18 protein-coding genes are annotated in these 18,227 nt (G+C 69.5%); 4 read left to right on the forward strand and 14 right to left on the reverse strand.

What is annotated here, in order from left to right; all coding sequences use genetic code 11:
• Positions 1-3: 3 nt before the first annotated feature.
• The 9 genes from gmk to pyrR form a co-directional block, all read right to left on the reverse strand.
• Positions 4-588, reverse strand: coding sequence for a guanylate kinase (gene gmk, locus NA8_RS22375; protein WP_063052305.1), 585 nt, complete (start codon positions 586-588; stop codon positions 4-6).
• An 8-nt stretch (positions 589-596) separates the two neighbouring features.
• Positions 597-917 carry an integration host factor, actinobacterial type gene (gene mihF, locus NA8_RS22380; RefSeq protein ID WP_028476708.1) on the reverse strand — a complete coding sequence of 107 codons (321 nt, stop codon included), beginning with the start codon at positions 915-917 and terminating at the stop codon, positions 597-599.
• Positions 918-1,485: 568 nt separating this feature from the next.
• Positions 1,486-2,310, reverse strand: a complete 825-nt coding sequence (gene pyrF / locus NA8_RS22385; RefSeq protein WP_063052353.1) for an orotidine-5'-phosphate decarboxylase — start codon at positions 2,308-2,310, stop codon at positions 1,486-1,488.
• Positions 2,311-2,335: 25 nt separating this feature from the next.
• Positions 2,336-5,644, reverse strand: coding sequence for a carbamoyl-phosphate synthase large subunit (gene carB, locus NA8_RS22390; RefSeq protein WP_063052306.1), 3,309 nt, complete (start codon positions 5,642-5,644; stop codon positions 2,336-2,338).
• The gene (carA, locus tag NA8_RS22395) at positions 5,644-6,756 is read right to left on the reverse strand and encodes a glutamine-hydrolyzing carbamoyl-phosphate synthase small subunit (protein WP_063052307.1); all 1,113 of its coding nucleotides are present in this window, start codon (positions 6,754-6,756) and stop codon (positions 5,644-5,646) included. Before carA ends, carB begins: the two co-directional genes overlap by 1 nt.
• Positions 6,753-7,274 (reverse strand): PH-like domain-containing protein, encoded by a 522-nt coding sequence (locus NA8_RS22400; RefSeq protein WP_063052308.1) that lies wholly within the window; start codon positions 7,272-7,274, stop codon positions 6,753-6,755. The genes carA and NA8_RS22400 overlap by 4 nt, the downstream gene beginning before the upstream one ends.
• Positions 7,274-8,602, reverse strand: coding sequence for a dihydroorotase (locus NA8_RS22405; protein ID WP_063052309.1), 1,329 nt, complete (start codon positions 8,600-8,602; stop codon positions 7,274-7,276). The genes NA8_RS22400 and NA8_RS22405 overlap by 1 nt, the downstream gene beginning before the upstream one ends.
• A 70-nt stretch (positions 8,603-8,672) precedes the next feature.
• The gene (locus tag NA8_RS22410; RefSeq protein WP_063052354.1) at positions 8,673-9,632 is read right to left on the reverse strand and encodes an aspartate carbamoyltransferase catalytic subunit; all 960 of its coding nucleotides are present in this window, start codon (positions 9,630-9,632) and stop codon (positions 8,673-8,675) included.
• 40 nt (positions 9,633-9,672) lie between these two features.
• Entirely contained in the window at positions 9,673-10,305 is a 633-nt protein-coding gene (gene pyrR / locus NA8_RS22415) for a bifunctional pyr operon transcriptional regulator/uracil phosphoribosyltransferase PyrR (protein WP_063052310.1), read from the reverse strand.
• Between the two features lie 239 nt (positions 10,306-10,544).
• On the opposite strand from pyrR, the gene NA8_RS22420 reads away from it, so the two are divergent.
• Together NA8_RS22420 and NA8_RS22425 are read left to right on the forward strand one after the other, a co-directional pair.
• Positions 10,545-11,171, forward strand: coding sequence for an alpha-ketoglutarate-dependent dioxygenase AlkB (locus NA8_RS22420; RefSeq protein WP_063052311.1), 627 nt, complete (start codon positions 10,545-10,547; stop codon positions 11,169-11,171).
• A 57-nt stretch (positions 11,172-11,228) separates the two neighbouring features.
• Positions 11,229-11,942 carry an HD domain-containing protein gene (locus tag NA8_RS22425; RefSeq protein ID WP_063052312.1) on the forward strand — a complete coding sequence of 238 codons (714 nt, stop codon included), beginning with the start codon at positions 11,229-11,231 and terminating at the stop codon, positions 11,940-11,942.
• Between the two features lie 192 nt (positions 11,943-12,134).
• On the opposite strand, the gene NA8_RS22430 is transcribed toward NA8_RS22425, so the two are convergent.
• Positions 12,135-12,710 carry a TetR/AcrR family transcriptional regulator gene (locus NA8_RS22430; RefSeq protein ID WP_063052313.1) on the reverse strand — a complete coding sequence of 192 codons (576 nt, stop codon included), beginning with the start codon at positions 12,708-12,710 and terminating at the stop codon, positions 12,135-12,137.
• An 84-nt stretch (positions 12,711-12,794) separates the two neighbouring features.
• Here NA8_RS22430 and NA8_RS22435 point away from each other — a divergent pair, with 84 nt between their 5' ends.
• Together NA8_RS22435 and NA8_RS22440 are read left to right on the forward strand one after the other, a co-directional pair.
• On the forward strand, positions 12,795-13,778 hold the full coding sequence (locus tag NA8_RS22435) for a quinone oxidoreductase family protein (protein WP_063052355.1): 984 nt from the start codon (positions 12,795-12,797) through the stop codon (positions 13,776-13,778).
• Between the two features lie 42 nt (positions 13,779-13,820).
• A complete protein-coding gene (locus NA8_RS22440; protein ID WP_063052356.1) occupies positions 13,821-14,987 on the forward strand; it encodes a serpin family protein in 1,167 nt (388 codons plus the stop codon).
• 16 nt (positions 14,988-15,003) lie between these two features.
• Here the strand turns inward: NA8_RS22440 and NA8_RS22445 are convergent, their stop codons facing one another.
• From NA8_RS22445 to NA8_RS22460, 4 genes are all read right to left on the reverse strand, one after another.
• Positions 15,004-16,230 carry an FAD-dependent oxidoreductase gene (locus NA8_RS22445; RefSeq protein ID WP_063052314.1) on the reverse strand — a complete coding sequence of 409 codons (1,227 nt, stop codon included), beginning with the start codon at positions 16,228-16,230 and terminating at the stop codon, positions 15,004-15,006.
• A 114-nt stretch (positions 16,231-16,344) separates the two neighbouring features.
• The gene (locus NA8_RS22450; protein WP_063052315.1) at positions 16,345-16,878 is read right to left on the reverse strand and encodes a DUF4334 domain-containing protein; all 534 of its coding nucleotides are present in this window, start codon (positions 16,876-16,878) and stop codon (positions 16,345-16,347) included.
• 99 nt (positions 16,879-16,977) lie between these two features.
• A complete protein-coding gene (locus tag NA8_RS22455; protein ID WP_063052316.1) occupies positions 16,978-17,484 on the reverse strand; it encodes a DMT family transporter in 507 nt (168 codons plus the stop codon).
• A 63-nt stretch (positions 17,485-17,547) separates the two neighbouring features.
• On the reverse strand, positions 17,548-18,036 hold the full coding sequence (locus NA8_RS22460) for a DMT family transporter (RefSeq protein ID WP_169810543.1): 489 nt from the start codon (positions 18,034-18,036) through the stop codon (positions 17,548-17,550).
• Positions 18,037-18,227 lie beyond the last annotated feature (191 nt).

Raw genomic sequence — 18,227 nt, forward strand, 5'->3', positions numbered from 1 at the left:
AGGTCACGAACTCGAATTTGTGCTAACGAACAACGATACCAACTGCTCACAGGCGCTGGTCACCTCGTCGTTCACGATAACGATGTCGAACTCGTCACAGGCGGCCAGCTCGATCCTGGCCGTTTCCAGGCGGCGCTCGATCACCTCGGGCGACTCGGTGCCGCGTGAGGTCAGCCGCGCCACCAGCTCTTCCCAGCTCGGCGGGGCCAGGAATACCAGGATCGCTTCCGGGATGGCACGCCGCACCGACCGCGCGCCCTCGAGATCCACTTCGACCAGGACCGGAAGGCCCTCCGCCAGAGCGGCGCGCACCGGCCCCGCGGGGGTGCCCGACCGCTGCAACCCGCCGTGGATCTCCGCCCACTCGAGCAGCTCACCCGCCTCGATCATCGCGTCGAACTCCGCACGGGAGACGAAGCGGTAATCGAGGCCGTCGACCTCCCCGGGCCGGGGGGCCCGGGTCGTTGCCGACACGCTGAAGACCAGGTCGGGCAGTCGTTCGCGGACACAGCGGACCACGGTGGACTTGCCCACGGCCGAGGGGCCGACCAGTACTACCAGTCGACCCTTCCGCGTGTGTTCGATCACCCTCGTCGTCAGGCGTCGAAGTCGAACCGGGCGAGCAGCGCCTTGCGCTGCCGGTCGCCGAGTCCGCGCAGCCGCCGGGTGGGGGCGATCTCCAGCTCGCTCATGATTTCCGCCGCCTTGACCTTGCCCACCTTCGGCAGGGCCTCCAGCAGCGCCGACACCTTCATCTTGCCGAGGATCTCGTCGGTCTCGGCGTCGGTGAGGACCTGCTTCAGGTTGGTGCCGCCACGCTTCAAGCGCTCCTTGAGCTCCGCCCGAGCGCGGCGAGCGGCAGCCGCCTTCTCCAAAGCAGCGGCGCGCTGCTCGTCAGTCAGCTGGGGAAGGGCCACGGTTCCTCCGTCTCATCGTTCATTGCATCAACTCCTGCCGGTAACCCAGCAGTCTCAGCGACCGTACCCACGACGTCCGCCGATTGCGAACCCACCCCCCAGGTCAGCGCATGATTCCGGATACCGACGACCCCAGGGGGGTGCGTCGCCCGACCCGCCCGCGCCACCGCGCGGAGCGTGCTGCCCGATCCGCGAAATACGCCGCCAGCAGGGCGTTTTCGCCAAACCGAATGGTTTGCGGAAGGGTTGCGGTAGCGCAGCGCATCATTCCAGCAACCCCTCACCCGCCCTACCAGGAACTTTCTCGAAATTTTCCGCGTGTCGCGAGTTCTGCCCGCGTGTCGGGCGTCACATCAGAGACATTGGGCCCGCTGCGCGCGGCATCCGGTGCCGGTTCGCGGCCCTGTACGCCGGTCCAGCAGGCAGGTACCCAGCCGGGGACCGGTAGGCGCCGAAATCGGCGTAGGAGAGCGCACAGGCACCGGTAAGGCCGCGTGTGTGAGTACAGCTGCACGCGCATGTGCGTCGGAAACCACGAAGGCCGGCGCGGGTGCGCCGGCCTTCGTGGTCATTTCTGCAGAAACGCGAACGCGTCCTGAAGCTCGTGCACCCTGGCACGCAGTGCCGGGACGCCGGGGCCCGCTCGCAGCAGCTCGCGCGAGACGTTCGGGAGGACGGCCCCCAGCATCGCCTCGGGGACCAGCTCGCGGATCGTGTCCGGGCCGCCGCCCTGAGCGCCCACCCCGGGCATCAGGATCGGACCGTTGAGCGCGGACAGGTCCGGCGCCTCGCGCAGCGTGGCGCCGACCACCACGCCCACCGATCCGAACTCGCTGCCCACGTTACGGGCCGCGGCTTCGTCGACCATCATCTGCGCGACCGCACGGCCGTCGGCCCCGACCGCCCGCTGGACCTGCGCTCCTTCGGGATTCGACGTCGCCGCGAGCACGAACACGCCGCGGCGGTTGGCCTCGGCGAGGGCCAGCGCCGGCGCGAGCGAACCGAATCCGAGGAACGGCGAGACCGTCACCGCGTCGGAGGCGAGTGGACCGTCGGCCAGCCAGGTCCGCGCATAGGCGTCCATGGTGGAACCGATATCGCCGCGCTTGGCGTCGGCGAGCACCAAGGTGCCCGAGGCGCGCAACACCTCGATGGCGCGCTCCAGCACGGCGATACCGCCGGAGCCGTAGGCCTCGAAGAACGCGACCTGCGGCTTCACCAGCGCGACCAGACCGTCGAAGGCCTCCACGCATATCTCGGCGAAGCGCTCGAGGCCCTCGACGTCGTCGGTGAGGTCCCAGGACCGCAGCAATTGCGGGTGCGGGTCGATCCCGACGCAGACGGGCCCGAAGTCCCGCATCGCGAGTCGCAATCGCTCGCCGAAGGTCTTCATCTCGCGCACTCCGTCCGGTCGCGGCTCACCCACGCAGCACCGAGTGCAGTTCCTGCAGCGACCGCACACCGATGCCGCCGTTGATGCTGGCCTCGATGCCCTGCACCGCGGCTGCCGCACCCTGCACGGTGGTGATGCACGGGATGTTCACCCCGACCGCCGCGCTGCGGATCTCGTAGCCGTCCACGCGGGGGCCGGAGTTGCCGTAGGGCGTGTTGAACACCATGTCGACCTCGCCGTCGCGGATCTGCTCCACGATCGTCGGCTCGTCGTCCGGACCCACCTCGGAGTGCTTGCGCACCTGCTCGCACGGAATCCCGTTGCGGCGTAGCATCTCCGCCGTACCCTCGGTGGCGAGGATGCGGAAACCGAGATCGTGCAGGCGCTTCACCGGGAAGACCATCGCGCGCTTGTCCCGGTTGGCGATCGAGACGAACACCGTGCCCTCGGTGGGCAGCGAGCCGTAGGCGGCGGTCTGGCTCTTGGCGAAGGCGGTGCCGAAATCGGCATCGATGCCCATCACCTCGCCGGTGGATTTCATCTCCGGCGACAGCAGCGAATCCACGCCGCTGCCGTCGGCGCGCCGGAAGCGGTGGAACGGCAGCACGGCCTCCTTGACCGCGACCGGAGCGTCCAGCGCGACATGCCCGCCGTCGCCCTCGCTCGGCAGCATGCCCTCCTTGCGAAGTTCGGCGATGGTGGCGCCGAGCATGATCCGTGCGGCGGCCTTGGCCAGCGGCACCGCGGTCGCCTTGGACACGAACGGGACGGTCCGGCTCGCCCGCGGGTTGGCCTCCAGGACGTAGAGCACATCGTCCTTGAGCGCGTACTGCACGTTGAGCAGACCGCGGACGCCGATGCCCTTGGCCAGCGCGACGGTGGAGCGGCGCACCGCCTCGATGTCGCTGCGGCCCAGCGTGATCGGGGGCAGCGCGCAGGCGGAGTCGCCGGAGTGGATGCCCGCCTCCTCGATGTGCTCCATCACGCCGCCGAGGTAGACCTCCTCGCCGTCGCACAGCGCGTCGACGTCGATCTCGATCGCGTCCTCCAGGAAGCGGTCGACCAGCACCGGGTGCTCCGGGCTGAGCGCGGTCGCGCGGGAGATGTAGCCCTCCAGGGACTTCTCGTCGTACACGATCTCCATGCCGCGGCCGCCGAGGACGTAGGAGGGGCGCACCAGTACCGGGTAGCCGATCTCCGCGGCGATCTTGCTGGCCTGCGTGAACGTGGTTGCGGTGCCGTACTTCGGTGCCGGCAGCCCGGCCGCGACCAGCACGTCGCCGAACTCGCCGCGGTCCTCGGCCAGGTCGATGGCGGCCGCGCTGGTGCCGACCACCGGCACGCCCGCCTCGGTGAGGCGCTGCGCCAGTCCGAGCGGCGTCTGCCCGCCCAGCTGCACGATGACGCCCGCGACGGTGCCCGACTCGCACTCGGCGTGGTAGATCTCGAGCACGTCCTCGAAGGTCAGCGGCTCGAAGTAGAGACGATCGGCGGTGTCGTAGTCGGTGGAGACGGTCTCGGGGTTGCAGTTGACCATCACCGTCTCGTATCCGGCCTGTGACAGCGTCTGCGCCGCGTGCACGCACGAGTAGTCGAACTCGATGCCCTGGCCGATCCGGTTCGGTCCGGAACCGAGGATGATCACCTTCGCGCGCTCGCGCTGTGGCGCCACCTCTGATTCGGCGGCGGGATCGAGTTCGTAGGCCGAGTAGTGGTACGGCGTCTTGGCCTCGAACTCGGCGGCGCAGGTGTCGACGGTCTTGAAGACCGGGCGAACCCCGAGCCGGTGCCGCAGGGCGCGCACACCGGTTTCCCCCGCCAGCTCGGGCCGCAGCGCGGCCAGCTGACGATCGGACAGGCCGTAGTGCTTGGCCCGGCGCAGCAGCGGCTCGTCCAGCACGGGCGCGTCGAGGATCTCCCGGCGCAGTTCGACCAAGCCCGCCACTTCCGCGACGAACCACGGGTCGATGCCCGAGGCGGCGGCGACGTCCTCGATGCTCGCGCCCAGGCGCAGCGCCCGCTCGACCTGGTAGATGCGCCCCTCGGTGGGCGTGCGCAGATCCTCCAGGATCGCTTCGACGTCGGTCCACGCGCCGTCGTCCTGGGTCCAGAAGCCCGCGGCCTTGGTCTCCAGCGAACGCAGCACCTTGCCCAGCGACTCGGCGAAGTTGCGGCCCAGCGACATCGCCTCGCCGACGGACTTCATGGTGGTGGTCAGCGTGCCGTCGGCGCCGGGGAACTTCTCGAACGCGAACCGCGGCGCCTTGACGACCACGTAGTCGAGGGTCGGCTCGAAACAGGCGGGCGTCTCCTTGGTGATGTCGTTGACGATCTCGTCGAGGGTGTACCCGATCGCCAGTTTGGCGGCGATCTTCGCGATCGGGAAGCCCGTCGCCTTCGACGCCAGCGCGGACGAGCGCGAGACGCGCGGGTTCATCTCGATGACGATCAGGCGGCCGTCGCTCGGGTTCACCGCGAACTGGATGTTGCAGCCGCCGGTGTCGACACCGACCTCGCGCAGGATGGCGATGCCGAGATCACGCAACTTCTGATACTCGCGGTCGGTGAGCGTCATCGCGGGGGCGACGGTCATCGAGTCGCCGGTGTGCACGCCCATCGGGTCGACATTCTCGATCGAGCAGACCACCACGACGTTGTCGCGGCCGTCGCGCATCAGCTCGAGTTCGTATTCCTTCCAGCCGAGAATGGACTCCTCGATGAGGACGTTCGCGGTGGGCGAGGCGGCCAGGCCGCCGCCGGCGATGCGATCGAGGTCCTCGTCGTTGTAGGCCATGCCGGAACCGAGCCCGCCCATGGTGAACGACGGGCGCACCACCACCGGGAAGCCGAGCTCGCGCACCGTCTCGCGCACCTCGTCCATGGTGAAGCAGACCCGCGAGCGGGCGCTCTCGCCGCCCACCTTGGCCACGATGTCCTTGAACTTCTGCCGGTCCTCACCGCGCTGGATGGCGTCGAAGTCGGCGCCGATCAGCTCCACGCCGTACTTCTCCAGCACCCCGCGCTCGTGCAGCGCGACCGCGGTGTTCAGCGCGGTCTGGCCGCCGAGGGTGGCCAGGATGGCGTCGGGGCGCTCCTTCTCGATGACCTTTTCCACGAACTCCGGCGTGATCGGCTCCACGTAGGTGGCGTCGGCGAACTCCGGGTCGGTCATGATCGTCGCCGGGTTCGAGTTGACCAGCGACACCCGCAGGCCCTCGGCCCGCAGCACCCGGCACGCCTGCGTGCCGGAGTAGTCGAATTCGCACGCCTGGCCGATGACGATCGGGCCAGAACCGATCACCAGGATGTGCTCGAGATCCTCGCGGCGAGGCATCAGGCTCCTTCCATGAGACCGGCGAAACGGTCGAACAGATATGCGGCGTCGTGGGGTCCGGCGGCGGCCTCCGGGTGGTACTGCACGGAGAAGGCGCGGCCGTCGACCAGCCGGACTCCTTCGACCGTGCCGTCGTTGGCGCAGACGTGACTCACCTCGGCCGTGCCGAAGGGGGTGTCGAACCGCTCGCCCCGCTCGCCCTCCAGCGCGAACCCGTGGTTCTGCGCCGTGATCGAGATCCGGCCGGTCTCGTGCTCCACCACCGGGATGTTGATGCCGCGGTGGCCGAACTTCATCTTGTAGGTGCCCCGGCCGAGCGCACGGCCGAGGATCTGGTTGCCGAAGCAGATGCCGAACAGCGGCAGGCCCGCGCCCAGCACGCCGCGAGTCAGCTCGACCGCGGCGTCGGCGGTGGCCGGGTCACCCGGACCGTTGGACAGGAAGACCCCGTCCGGCTTCAATTCGAGGATCTGATCCAGCGTGGTGGACGAGGACACGACGTGCACCCGCATGCCGCGCTGCGCGAACATGCGCGGGGTGTTGGTCTTGATCCCGAGATCGACGGCGACCACCGTGCGCCGGTGCTCGCCGTCGGGTTCGATCGTGTAGAGCGCGTCGGTGGTCACCTCGCCCGCGAGGTCGGCGCCCAGCATGGACGGCTGCCCGGTCACCCGAGCCACCAGCTCGTCGGGGGCGGCGAGCGCGTCACCGGAGAAGATGCCCGCCTTCATCGAACCGCGGGTGCGCAGGTGACGCACCAGCGCGCGGGTGTCGATGCCCGCGATGCCGACGATCCGCTGCCGCTCCAGTTCGTCCGGCAGCGTCGTGGTGGCGCGCCAGTTGGACGCGCGCCGCGCCGGGTCGCGCACCGCGTACCCGGCGACCCAGATCTTGGTGGACTCGTCGTCCTCGTCGTTCCAGCCGGTGTTGCCGATCTGCGGCGCGGTGGCCACCACGATCTGCCGGTGGTAGGACGGGTCGGTGAGGGTCTCCTGGTACCCGGTCATCGCGGTGCAGAACACCGCCTCACCGAGCGTCTGGCCCACGGCGCCGTAGGCCCGGCCGCGAAACACCCGGCCGTCCTCCAGCACGAATGCGGCTTCTCCTGTCATCCCTCGTCATCTCCCGTCATCGTCCCGCTCTGATCCGCCGCAGGAAGCCGACGCCAAGCCGGGTAGACCGACTTGTCGTCGCCGCGGAAACCCGTGTCGATCTCGGTTCCGGTCGGCAGCTTCCAGCGAATGACCAGCACACCATCTTCCGTCATCACTTTGCCCGCGTGGCCGCGTTCGGTGCGCACCGCCGTGATGGATTCCTGCGGAATCCAGATCACCGTCGCGCCGTCGCGCTCGAGCAGAATCCCCCGTTCGAACCGCGTGAGTTCCGCGGTGGCCCGGAAACCCAGGTCGCCCACCGTGATCCGGTCCTGCCAGCTGGGCGCGATCGTGCTGCCCAGATACAGGCCGGTGGTCGGCTCCAGCACCTGCGCGCCGAGCTCGGCGGGCACGGCGGGCAGCGCGCCGATGCGCTCCGCCTGACGTGCCGCGCGGTTGCGCCAGCCCCGGTACATCAGCCAGAGGCAGACCGCGAACAGGACCAGCAGCCCGGCAACCCAGAGCGTTCTCTCCACTACGAACCTCCTCGAAGGGCTGCGCCCAGCGCCTTGCCGTCCCGGGCGGTGACCCGGCCGCGCAGCAGCGTCGCGGTCACCCGCGCCGGAAAGGTCATCGCCTCGAACGGCGTGTTGTTCGAGATGCTGGCCAGTTCCTTCCCGCGCACCGTCCAGCTCGCCTCCGGGTCGACCAGCGTCAAGTTCGCCGGCTCACCGACCTCGAGTGGCCTGCCGTGCTCGTCCAGACCAACGATCGCGGCCGGGCGCTCGCTCATCACGCGGGCGACGCCGCGCCAGTCCAGCAGCCCCGGCTCGACCATGGTCCGCACGATGATCGACAGCGCTGTCTCCAGCCCCAGCATGCCCGGCCGGGCAGCGGCGAACTCGCAGCACTTGTCCTGCTCGGCGTGCGGAGCGTGGTCGGTGGCGACGCAGTCGATGATGCCGTCGGCCAGCGCCTGCCGCAGCGCGGCGGCGTCGGACGCCTCGCGCAGCGGCGGGTTGACCTTGTTGACCGCGTCGTAGGTCTCCAGCCGGGAGTCGTCCAGCAGCAAGTGGTGCGGGGTGACCTCGGCGGTGATGGAGATGCCCTGGGACTTCGCCCACCGCACCAGTTCCACGGTGCCCGCGGTGGAAGCGTGGCAGATGTGCACCCGGGCGTCCGCGTCCCGTGCCAGCAGGGCGTCGCGCGCGACGATGGACTCCTCCGCCGCGCGCGGCCAGCCCGCCAGCCCCAGCCGGGCCGCGGTCGGTCCCTCGTGCGCGATGGCGCCCTGGGTCAGCCTCGGCTCCTCCGCGTGCTGGGCGATCAGCACCCCGAGCGAATTCGCGTACTCCAGGGCGCGGCGCATGATCAGCGGGTCGTAAACACAGTGGCCGTCGTCGGAGAACATGCGCACCGCGCCGACGCCCGCGGCCATCGTCCCCATCTCGGCGAGCTGCTTGCCCTCCAAGCCGACGGTGACCGCGCCGACCGGATACACGTCGACCAGGCCGACCTCCCGGCCGCGCCGCCACACGTGGTCGGTCACGACCACCGAGTCGGCGACCGGATTGGTGTTGGCCATCGCGAACACCGCGGTGTAGCCGCCGAGCGCGGCGGCGGCGGATCCGGATTCGATGGTCTCCGTGTCCTCGCGCCCCGGCTCGCGCAGGTGAGTGTGCAGGTCGACGAAGCCGGGCAGCAGAACCTGCCCCCGCGCGTCGATGATCTCGGCGTCGACCGCGTCCAGATCGGTGCCGATCCGGCGGATCTCCCCATCGGCGACGAGCACGTCGACCGGTTCGCCTTCGCCGTACAGCAGCGCACCCTTGATCAAGACGGCGGTGTCGCTGTTTCCGCTCATGCTGCGTCCTCTCCGGCACGAGCGGAGCCCTGCGTGGTCACGCTGCGCTGCCTCCTCCGGGCCTGACCGCTCATGCCACTACCTCCTGTGTCCCGACCAGCAGGCGGAACAAGACCGCCATCCGCAGGTGTACGCCGTTGGTGACCTGTTGCAGCACCGCGGCTTTCGGCGAGTCCGCGACCGAGGACGCGATCTCCATGCCGCGCAGCATCGGTCCGGGATGCAGCACGACGGCGTGGTCCTCCAGCAGGGCCAGCCTGCGTTCGGACAACCCGTAGGTGATCGAGTACTCCCGCGCCGACGGGAAGAACCCGCCGTTCATCCGCTCGGCCTGCACGCGCAGCATCAGCACCGCGTCGGCGCCGATCAGTTCGGCGTCCAAATGGTGCGAGACGCGGGCGGGCCAGGTCTGCACGCCGACCGGAAGCAGCGTGCGCGGGGCGACCAGCACGACCTCCGCGCCGAGCGTGGCCAGCAGGAAGACGTTGGACCGCGCGACCCGGCTGTGCAGGATGTCGCCGACGATGACGACCCGCTTGCCCTCGATGTCGCCCAGCCGCTGCCGCAGGGTCAACGCGTCCAGCAGGGCCTGGGTCGGGTGCTCGTGTGTTCCGTCACCCGCGTTGACGACCGCCGGACCGGAGGCGCGTCCCGCCGAGACGGCCCACTCGTCCATCCAGCGGGCGATCTGGTGCGCGGCGCCGGACGCCGGGTGCCGCACGATCAACGCGTCGGCGCCCGCGGCGTGCAAGGTCAGCGCGGTGTCGCGCAGCGACTCACCCTTCGCGACCGAGGAACTGCTCGCGCTGACGTTGATCACGTCCGCGCTCATCCACTTGCCCGCCACCTCGAACGAGACCCGGGTCCGGGTGGAGTTCTCGAAGAAGACGGTCATCACGGTGCGCCCGCGCAGCGTGGGCAGCTTGTGCACCTCGCGGCCGAGCAGGGCCTGTTCGAAACGCTCGGCCTCGTCGAGCAGTTCGGTCGCGGCGGCGCGGTCGAGCCCGGCGACCGACAGCAAATGCCTCACGCGCATGCCTCCTGCCGCGAGCCGGCGTGTGACAGCCCCATCACGCCTCCTCCTGACGCAGGTAGACGCCGTCGCGGCCGTCGTGTTCGGACAGCAGGACCGAGATGTCCTCGGACCGGCTCGTCGGTACGTTCTTGCCCACGTAATCGGCGCGGATCGGCAGTTCCCGGTGACCGCGGTCGATCAGCACCGCCAGCTGCACCGCGCGCGGGCGGCCGAGGTCGCGCAGGCCGTCGAGCGCGGAGCGGACGGTGCGACCGGAGAACAGGACGTCGTCGACCAGAACCACCAGCGCGTCCTCGATACCGCCTTCCGGAACGGAGGTGCGTTCCAGCGGCCGGTGCGGACGGCTGCGCAGATCGTCGCGGTAGAGGGTGATGTCGAGCGAGCCCAGGGCCGGGCGGACGCCGGAGAATTCCTCGATCTTCTCGGTGAGCCGCGCCGCCAGGGTGGTTCCCCGGGTGGGGATGCCGATCAGCACCAGCCGCGGCGCGTCCGGCTCACCCGCGTCCAGCGCGGTCTTCTCGATGATCTGGTGCGCGATGCGCGCGATGGTCCGCCCGACATCCGAAGCCGACAACAGCTCTCGCCCCGCCGCCACCCACCCCGGGGTATGTCGCTGCGATGTCTCGGCAGCGCCGGACTTGGCGGCCCGCTCTTCGGGCACGGCCATGCCGACCTCCTTCCCCGCCTCACCGGACGGTCCGTTAAAGGATGTCTTACGGCAAGCAGCGTATCAGCGCCGTCGGCCCCGCTTTCACCAGGCATATCGCGCTGTGAGCGGGGCCACTGACCGCCCTGGGGACGCGGCCGCGCGCCGGGGCCCTACCCGGTCGGCCTCACCGAGAAGCACCGACAACCGTGACCGAAAACCGCTAGCACATATGTTCGATCAGCGGTACGCTCGGCCGCATGTCCACACCGCTGCAGGGATCGCTGCTCGACGGATGCGGCGACACCGAATTCGCGCCGCTGCGCGATACGCGTCGTACCGTGCTCGGCCACGGGGCCTGGGTGGATCTGCTGCCCGGATGGCTCTCGGGCGCGGACGCGCTGTTCGACCGGCTCGTCGACCGCGTGCCGTGGAAAGCCGAACGCAGGCCGATGTACGACCGCGTGGTCGATGTGCCCCGGCTGCTGCGGTTCTACTCCGAGCACGAACCGCTGCCGGACCCGGCACTGGCCGACGCCCGCACCGCATTGAGCGAGCACTACCGGCACGAACTCGGCGAGCCGTTCCGCACCGCGGGTCTGTGCTACTACCGGGACGGGCGCGACAGCGTCGCCTGGCACGGCGACGACATCGGCCGCGGGGCAACCCACGACACCATGGTCGCGATCGTGTCGATCGGGGCCCCGCGGGCGCTGCTACTACGGCCGCGCGGCGGCGGCGCGAGCATCAAATACCCTGTCGGTCACGGCGATCTCCTTGTGATGGGCGGCTCCTGCCAGCGCACCTGGGAGCACGCGGTGCCGAAGACACGCAAACCCACCGGTCCGCGGATCAGCATCCAGTACCGCCCACGCGGCGTCCGATGAGCGGGCCGGGCACTCCGTCGCCCGTCATGTGTCGCACCGTCCGGTTAGCCTGGCAACATGAGCAATCCAGGGGCGGGGGTCTTGGCCGTGATGCCGCTGCACACGATCAGCGAGGTCTACGGAGAAGCCGGGCTGCGGGAACGACTACTGCTGGAAATCGCCGAACTTCCGGACACACAGCGCCTGGCCGCGGCGCTCGATCTCGCGGCCGACCTGCACCGTGACGACAGGTACGGCCGCGAACCCTACCTCAGTCATCTTCTGCGCGTGACGATTCGGATCATCAGCCACTACGAGATCCGGGATCCCGATGTGGTCGCAGCGGGGCTGTTGCACGACTCGGTCGAGGATCACGCCGCCGAACTGGCCGCCGATCGCCCCGGCCCGGCCGTCGGCGCCGCGCTGGACACGCTCGCCGATCGATTCGGTGCGCGCGTGGCCGATCTCGTCGCCGCGGTGACCAATCCCGAACCGGATCCGGCGCGCGACCGGCAGGCGCAGTACCGCGAACACGTCGCGGCCAACCTCGACCGGGACCCGTGGGCCCGCGTCATCAAGCTCTCCGATTTCACCGACAACGGCGTCGGCATCCTCTACGCCACCGGTCCCGCGATGACGAAACTCGCCGCCAAGTACCGCCCGCTCACCGACGTCTACCGCGACCTGGTCACCCGGCCGGACACACCGCTGGCCGACCACGTCCGGCGGCACATCCTCGACCAACTCGACCGCGCGGACGAACGCTTCGAGGCCATCCTGTCGCGGGACTGATCGCCGCACGGGCCCGAGTCGGAAGGCCCTGCGGCACAATGGACTCGAATACCGAGCATCCCGAGAACAGGCTGCGGGCCGAACCCGTGCCGGTCCGACCCTGCCCGGACGAACTCATGAGGTCGCGCCGACGCCGGCCCACGGCCGGCCTTCCGGGCGCACGGGCTGAGCCACACGCGGTGGGTTGAGCGGTCAGGGCGTGCGTAGCACCGACTCGACCAACTCCCGCACCGCCGCCAGCAACCGATCGGTCTCACCGGCCCGGACCATGGCGGGCACCAACTCGGCGCTCAACGCGCCGAGCAGCAGCCGCCCGACCACTTCGGCGTCCAGGTCCGGACGGGCTTCGCTCAGCAACGTGGTGACGTGGTTGTCCCAGAACGCGTGGAACTCGGCGGTCCGCGGATGCGGGGGCTCGGTGCGATAGGCGACCATCAGCTCGGAATTGTCGATCACCAGCCGTGCCATCGCGTCGAAGTACGCGATCAAGCGGACATCGGCGGGCGCACCGGGACCCAGCGGCGGCGGGCCGTTGGTGATCGCGTCCATGAGCGTGAGCGCGCTCTCGGCAACCATCTCGTGCAAGAGCCCGGCGCGGTTGCCGAAGCGATGGAAGATGGTGCCTTTGCCCACTCCGGCGGCGGCCGCGACCCGGTCCATGGTGATCGCTTCGGCGCCGTGCTCCGCGAGCAGCGCGCTGGTGGCATCCAGAATCGCCCGTCGATTGCGCGCCGCGTCCGCCCGTTCTCTGGGCCGTCCGTCGACCATCGCACCCGCTTTCTAGACAAGTTGACCAACGGTCCATATGATCGAGTAATCAATTGGACCGTCAGTCAATTTATGGAGTTCGTGATGCAGGCAATCGTAATGACGGCAGTAGGGGACCCCGACGTGCTGGTGGCCGCCGATGTCCCCGCCCCGCAGGCGGCCGCGGACGAGGTGGTGATCCGCGCCGAGGCGATACCGGTGCTGTTCCCGGAGACAAAGCTGCGCTCCGGCGAGTTCCCGCTCGGCGCGCCGCTGCCGCTGATCTTCGGTTTCCAGGCCGCAGGGGTCGTCACGGAGGTCGGCCCGCAAGTCGATCCGGCGCTGCTCGGACGACGAGTCGTCGTGGCGACCAAGGGTTGCGGCGCCTACGCCGAATTCGTCGCCGCGCCCGCTGATTCCGTGGCGCCCATTCCGGACGGCCTGTCCTTCGTCGACGCCGCGGCGGTGCTGATGAACGGATCGGTGGCGATTCCGCTGCTCGAGACCGCCGCGCTGACAGGCGTCGAAACCGTCCTGATCGAGGCGGCCGCCACGGGTGTCGGCAGCGCCCTGACCCAACTGGCCGCAGAATTCGGGGCGGCGCGCGTCATCGGCACCGCGGGCAGCCCCGAGAAAGCGGCCCGGGCTCGCGCGCTGGGCGCCGACGAGGTGATCGACCACAACGATCCCGCGTGGACCACCCGGCTGCGTGAAGCGCTCGGCGGCACAACCGTTGATGTGGTGTTCGATTCGATCGGCGGTGCGAGCGCATCCGGCCTGCTCGATCTCATGACCCCGCTGCGCGGACGGATGCTGGGCTACGGATGGCTGTCCGGCGCACCCGCGCAGGTGTCGGCGACCGACCTGATCATGCGCGGGCTCACCTTCACCGGCTGCGCGGGGGCGGACTGGCTGAACCGAGTCGCACAGGCGCGCGGAGCCGTGCTGGCCCGCGCGGCGGCGGGTGGGCTCGATCCGCTGGTCGAGACGGTACTTCCGCTTGACCAGGCAAGTCACGCGCATCGGCTGCTGGAGAACCGGGCCCCCCTGGGCAAAATCGTGCTGCGTCCTGGGGCCGCCACGTCCTGAGAGCGGCGCGAAGCCTGCGCCGCCGTGGCTAGGGTGGGTTCCGTGCGGACTTCTCTGGAATCCCATATCGGCGCCGCCAACGCGCTCACGGCACGCTGGTGCGCGGCGGTGGGCGAGCGAGACTTCGTGGTGTCCGGCGCAGGCGTCTGGCCGCTGCTGACCTTGCTCGCCTCCGCGGCGGACGGTCCGGCACGGGACGAACTGTCGACAGCGATCGGCGTACCCGCGGCGACGGGCCGGGAAGAAGCGCTCCGGTTGCTGCACGACCTCCAGCGCGCGGACGCGGTGTCGGCGGCGCTGGGCGTGTGGGTGCGCCATGATCTTCCGCTGGACGAAGCCTGGTCGCAGGCGCTGCCCGAGGGAGTTCTCGCCCGGCTGGCCGGCCAGTCCGAACTCGACAGCTGGGCGGCCCGGCATACCGACGGGCTCATCGAGCGGTTCCCCCTCTCGGTCGATCCCGGCACGCTGCTGGTGCTCGCCACCGCGCTGGTCGCGAAGACCCGGTGGCAAGTGCCTTTCGACGTCGGGACGCTGACCCCGAAAGACGGTCCGTGGCAGGGGCATCGCGGCCCCGGGTTGTCGCGCGCGAGCACAGATCTGGCGAACGCCGCGATCCTGGACGCGCCGGAACCGGTCACGCGCGTCGTCGTCGAAGGTGTGGCCGACCTCGACGTCCACCTGCTGCTCGGCACGGGCACCGCCGGGACCGTGCTCGGAACCGGCCTGGCGGCGCTGTCCGGTGCCGTGCCGGTCCGCTCCGACCTGCCGGTCGGCACCGAGGGGCCGGGCCTCGCCGTGCGCACCGAGCAGGTGCTGACCGGCACAGCTCAACTGCGAATCCGGCTGCCGCCTTTCGAGGTCAGATCCACCCATGACCTGCTCACCCGGCCCGGCTTGTTCGGACTGACCGCCGCGACCGACTGCACCCAGGGCCATTTCCCGGCGATCTCGCCTTTCCCGCTCTGCGTCGGTGGCGGAGCGCAGGAGGTCCTCGCCCGGTTCAGCCATGAAGGCTTCGAGGCCGCCGCCGTGACGGCCTTCGCGTTACGCGCGGCAGGGGCGGCGCTGCGGCACAACTACGCACCCGTCGTCTCGGTGAACTTCGACCGCCCCTTCGGCTTTCTCGCCGTACACCGCCCGACCGGGCTCGTGGCCGTCGCGGGCTGGATCGCGACCCCGCCCGCGTCGTCCCCCGACGTTCCGGTCTGAGCGCCCGCCCGGACCGCTACCGCCGGGCGAAGTGCGGAGCGTGCTCCGGCAAGACGCCGCGAGCGAGCAAGTACGGTGGCACGCTGCGTATCACGGGGACCCGGCGCAGGATGCGCACCGGCAGCGGTGCGCGGGAAGCGCTCGCGATGTCGATTCGCCCGTCGAGGGCAGGAGCGATCGCGATAGCGTGCAGGAGCCGCTGCATGCCCTGCGTCACGACGGTCGGGAATCTGCGCCGTCGCTGCACCTTCGCCAGATCCCTGATCCGCAGCGTGCCCGAGAGCAGCGGCGGGGCGAGAATTCTGGCCGCGGCGACGGCATCCTGAACGGCCAGGTTGATGCCGACGCCGCCGGCCGGTGACATGGCGTGGGCGGCGTCGCCGAGACAGAGCAGGCCGTGGGTGTACCACTGGGTCAGCCGGTCGAGTCTCACGTCCAGCAACTTGACCTCGTCCCAGCTGGACAAGGCGTCGACCCGGTCGTAGAGCCAGGGCGCGGCCTCGGCCAGACCGCGCATGACGTCCCCGACCGGCCCGCGGCGGGCGGGCGCGTCGGCGCCCTTGGCGATCAACGTCGCGCACTGCCAGTAGTCGCCGCGGTCGAGCAGAACCGCCACCCGCCGGGCGCTGACGATCGGCAGCGCGCCGACGGGGTCGATCTCGGTGCGCGGCAGGCGGAACCACCAGACGTCCATCGGCGCCGACCAGGCGTGTGCCGACAGCCCCGCCGCCCACCGCAGCAGTGAGCCGCGGCCGTCGCAGGCCACGGTGAGGTCGGCTTCGATCGAGCCGGTCGCGCCGTCGGCGGTGCGGTAGACGACGCCACCGACCCGCCCATCGATCCAGACCAGGTCGGTGGCCTCGGTATTCATCCGCAGACGGAAGGTGGGCTCGGCCGCCGCGGCACGCGCGAGCAGATCCAGCAGATCCCATTGCGGCACCATGGCGACGTATTTGTGCTTGCCCGGCAGGTTTTTCAGCGTCGCGAGGGTCTGCAGGCCGCCCGCGATCGGCAACTGCACCTGATCCACCTTGCGCGCGGGAAGTTTCGCGAATTCGGCGCCGAGACCCAGTTCGTCGATCAGGTCGAGGGTGGTGGGATGCACGGTGTCGCCGCGGAAGTCGCGGAGGAAATCCGTGTGCTTCTCCAGCACCGTGACCTCCACACCTGCCCTGGCCAGCAGCAGCCCGAGGAACATTCCGGCCGGTCCCCCGCCGACCACCAGGCATGTCGTGCGTTCCATCGACTGTGCCTCCTCGGTCGCCGCATCCCGCAAGGTGTCGCCCGTCGCGCAAATCCTAGTGCGGTGGGCGCGGCACCGGATCCGGATCGGCTGCGGCCGACCGGATCCGCCCGCCTAGCCGATGTCCCTGTGCAGGACGAAGAAGTACGGTTCGGCCATACCGCGCAAATCCATCACGCCGAGCAAGGTGTGCTCGTCGGCGCGCCGGAAGTGATCGATGATCGGCAGGTGGTCGTAGACCATCGCGGCACTCGTCACGCCGCGGAATTCGACCTCGCGCAGACGCGCGGTGGGTTTGCGCGTACGCAGCGCGGGAGCAAAGGCAGGCAGCAGTTTGCGCAGGGCACGCACCCCGGACAGCGGCACCCGCCCGGCCAGGCCGAGCGGGACGCGGCGCGGATCGATCGGGAAGACCTTGCCACCCGAGGTGAACAGCAGCGGATGCACGTGATCGGGGCCGTCGAACTGCTTGCCGTACCAGCCCGAAGCCACGAGCACACCATCCATCGGATGGCCCGTGTGCAGTTCCTCTCCCCGCCAGCGCCCCGTCGCGATCTCCACGACCGGCGCCGCGGGGAGGCGGTCGAACAGTGCCCACGCCTCCTGCGCGGTGCGGACGTCTGTCACGGTCAGCTCGTTCGTGGCCATGTCTCCTACTTCCTCGGCGAGGCAACGTTGCGAGAGATACTCTATCGGTCTCTCAGAACGGAACGGACCGATAGGCCCGGGCGTGCCCAGCACATGTGGTCAGTAGGTCGCCATGAGATAGATCCCGGCGATGATCATGACACAGGCGACGATGCGCTTGGAGCTCACCGCTCGCCGCGGGAACCCCATCAGCCCGAAGTGATCGATCGCGAGCGCACCGAACATCTGCCCCGCGATGATCAGGGCATTGAAGGTGCCCGCGCCCACATCGGAAGCCACCGAGATCATCGCCAGGATTGCGGCCCCGCCGAGGAGACCCCCGAAGGGCGCCCACCGGGGCATGCTTCGGATGTCGAGCCGCGTCGGCCACGGCCAGCGGGAGGAAACCAGCAGCGCCACCGTGAGAAAGATTGCGAAGCCGGTGAATGCCACGGCGTAGGAGATCACACCGCACAGCCAGACATTCTTCAATGCGAGCTTGAGCGAGTTCTGACATCCGGCTTCCACGGAGCGCAGCGCACCTCCGACCAGGATGAATGCGAAGATGAGTGCCATCGTGGCGCGGGGCAGGGCGGCACGGGTTTTTTCGGCGGTCTGAACCGTCATCGAGAATCCTCGGGAGGGCGCGAAGGTTGGATGGTTGGACCGGCAGCAGTGCGTGTTCTTCTGTCAGGTGACGCTGACCCTGGGCTCGTCGGCCGCCGGCTCGTCGGCCATCAGGTAGATCGCGAGCGTGATCAGCCCGCATGCCAGCAGACGGGGGAGACTGGCGGATCGCTCGTCGAATCCCATCAGTCCGAAGTGGTCCATGATCACGGCGACCACCATCTCGCCGACGATCACCAGCGCGCTGAAGGTCGCCACACCGACATATCGGGCGACGGCGATCATTCCCATGACGGCCGCGCCGCCCAGCAAGCCGCCGAACGGCGCCCACCACGGCATGTTCCGCAAGTCGTCGAGCGTCGGCCACGGCGACTTCGACGACAGTGCGAGGAAGATCGAAAAGCCGGTAAGTGCTACGGCATAGGAGATCACGGCGCACAGCCACATGTTCTTCATGTGGTTCATCAACGTGTTCTGACAGCCCGCTTCGGCCGACCGTAGGCTGCCTCCGACCAAGATGAACAGAAAGACCAGTCCGATGGCGATGCTCATGGGCAACACATCCTTGATTCGGCGGCGGACGAACACCGAAGTCGGCTCGGACACAACTTTCGGGCCGCGAACCGGCCTGATGCGTTCGAGCCGACATCCGGCCGACCTGTGACTTAAATAACGTACCATCGGATAACGGCACGTTCAATGGGTAATACGTTTGTAGCCGACTACATAAGCTGCCCCGGCGG

It is taken from the genome of Nocardia arthritidis NBRC 100137 (assembly GCF_001612765.1).
Taxonomy (GTDB): domain Bacteria; phylum Actinomycetota; class Actinomycetes; order Mycobacteriales; family Mycobacteriaceae; genus Nocardia; species Nocardia arthritidis.

Coding starts and splice junctions, on each gene's coding strand:
- pyrF (WP_063052353.1), bottom strand. CDS start 2,310: ATGAAGACCTTCGGCGAGCGATTGCGACTCGCGATGCGGGACTTCGGG.
- NA8_RS22405 (WP_063052309.1), bottom strand. CDS start 8,602: ATGAGCGGAAACAGCGACACCGCCGTCTTGATCAAGGGTGCGCTGCTG.
- pyrR (WP_063052310.1), bottom strand. CDS start 10,305: ATGGCCGTGCCCGAAGAGCGGGCCGCCAAGTCCGGCGCTGCCGAGACA.
- NA8_RS22420 (WP_063052311.1), top strand. CDS start 10,545: ATGTCCACACCGCTGCAGGGATCGCTGCTCGACGGATGCGGCGACACC.
- NA8_RS22430 (WP_063052313.1), bottom strand. CDS start 12,710: ATGGTCGACGGACGGCCCAGAGAACGGGCGGACGCGGCGCGCAATCGA.
- NA8_RS22445 (WP_063052314.1), bottom strand. CDS start 16,230: ATGGAACGCACGACATGCCTGGTGGTCGGCGGGGGACCGGCCGGAATG.
- carB (WP_063052306.1), bottom strand. CDS start 5,644: ATGCCTCGCCGCGAGGATCTCGAGCACATCCTGGTGATCGGTTCTGGC.
- NA8_RS22455 (WP_063052316.1), bottom strand. CDS start 17,484: ATGACGGTTCAGACCGCCGAAAAAACCCGTGCCGCCCTGCCCCGCGCC.
- NA8_RS22425 (WP_063052312.1), top strand. CDS start 11,229: ATGAGCAATCCAGGGGCGGGGGTCTTGGCCGTGATGCCGCTGCACACG.
- carA (WP_063052307.1), bottom strand. CDS start 6,756: ATGACAGGAGAAGCCGCATTCGTGCTGGAGGACGGCCGGGTGTTTCGC.
- NA8_RS22450 (WP_063052315.1), bottom strand. CDS start 16,878: ATGGCCACGAACGAGCTGACCGTGACAGACGTCCGCACCGCGCAGGAG.
- NA8_RS22435 (WP_063052355.1), top strand. CDS start 12,795: ATGCAGGCAATCGTAATGACGGCAGTAGGGGACCCCGACGTGCTGGTG.
- NA8_RS22460 (WP_169810543.1), bottom strand. CDS start 18,036: ATGAGCATCGCCATCGGACTGGTCTTTCTGTTCATCTTGGTCGGAGGC.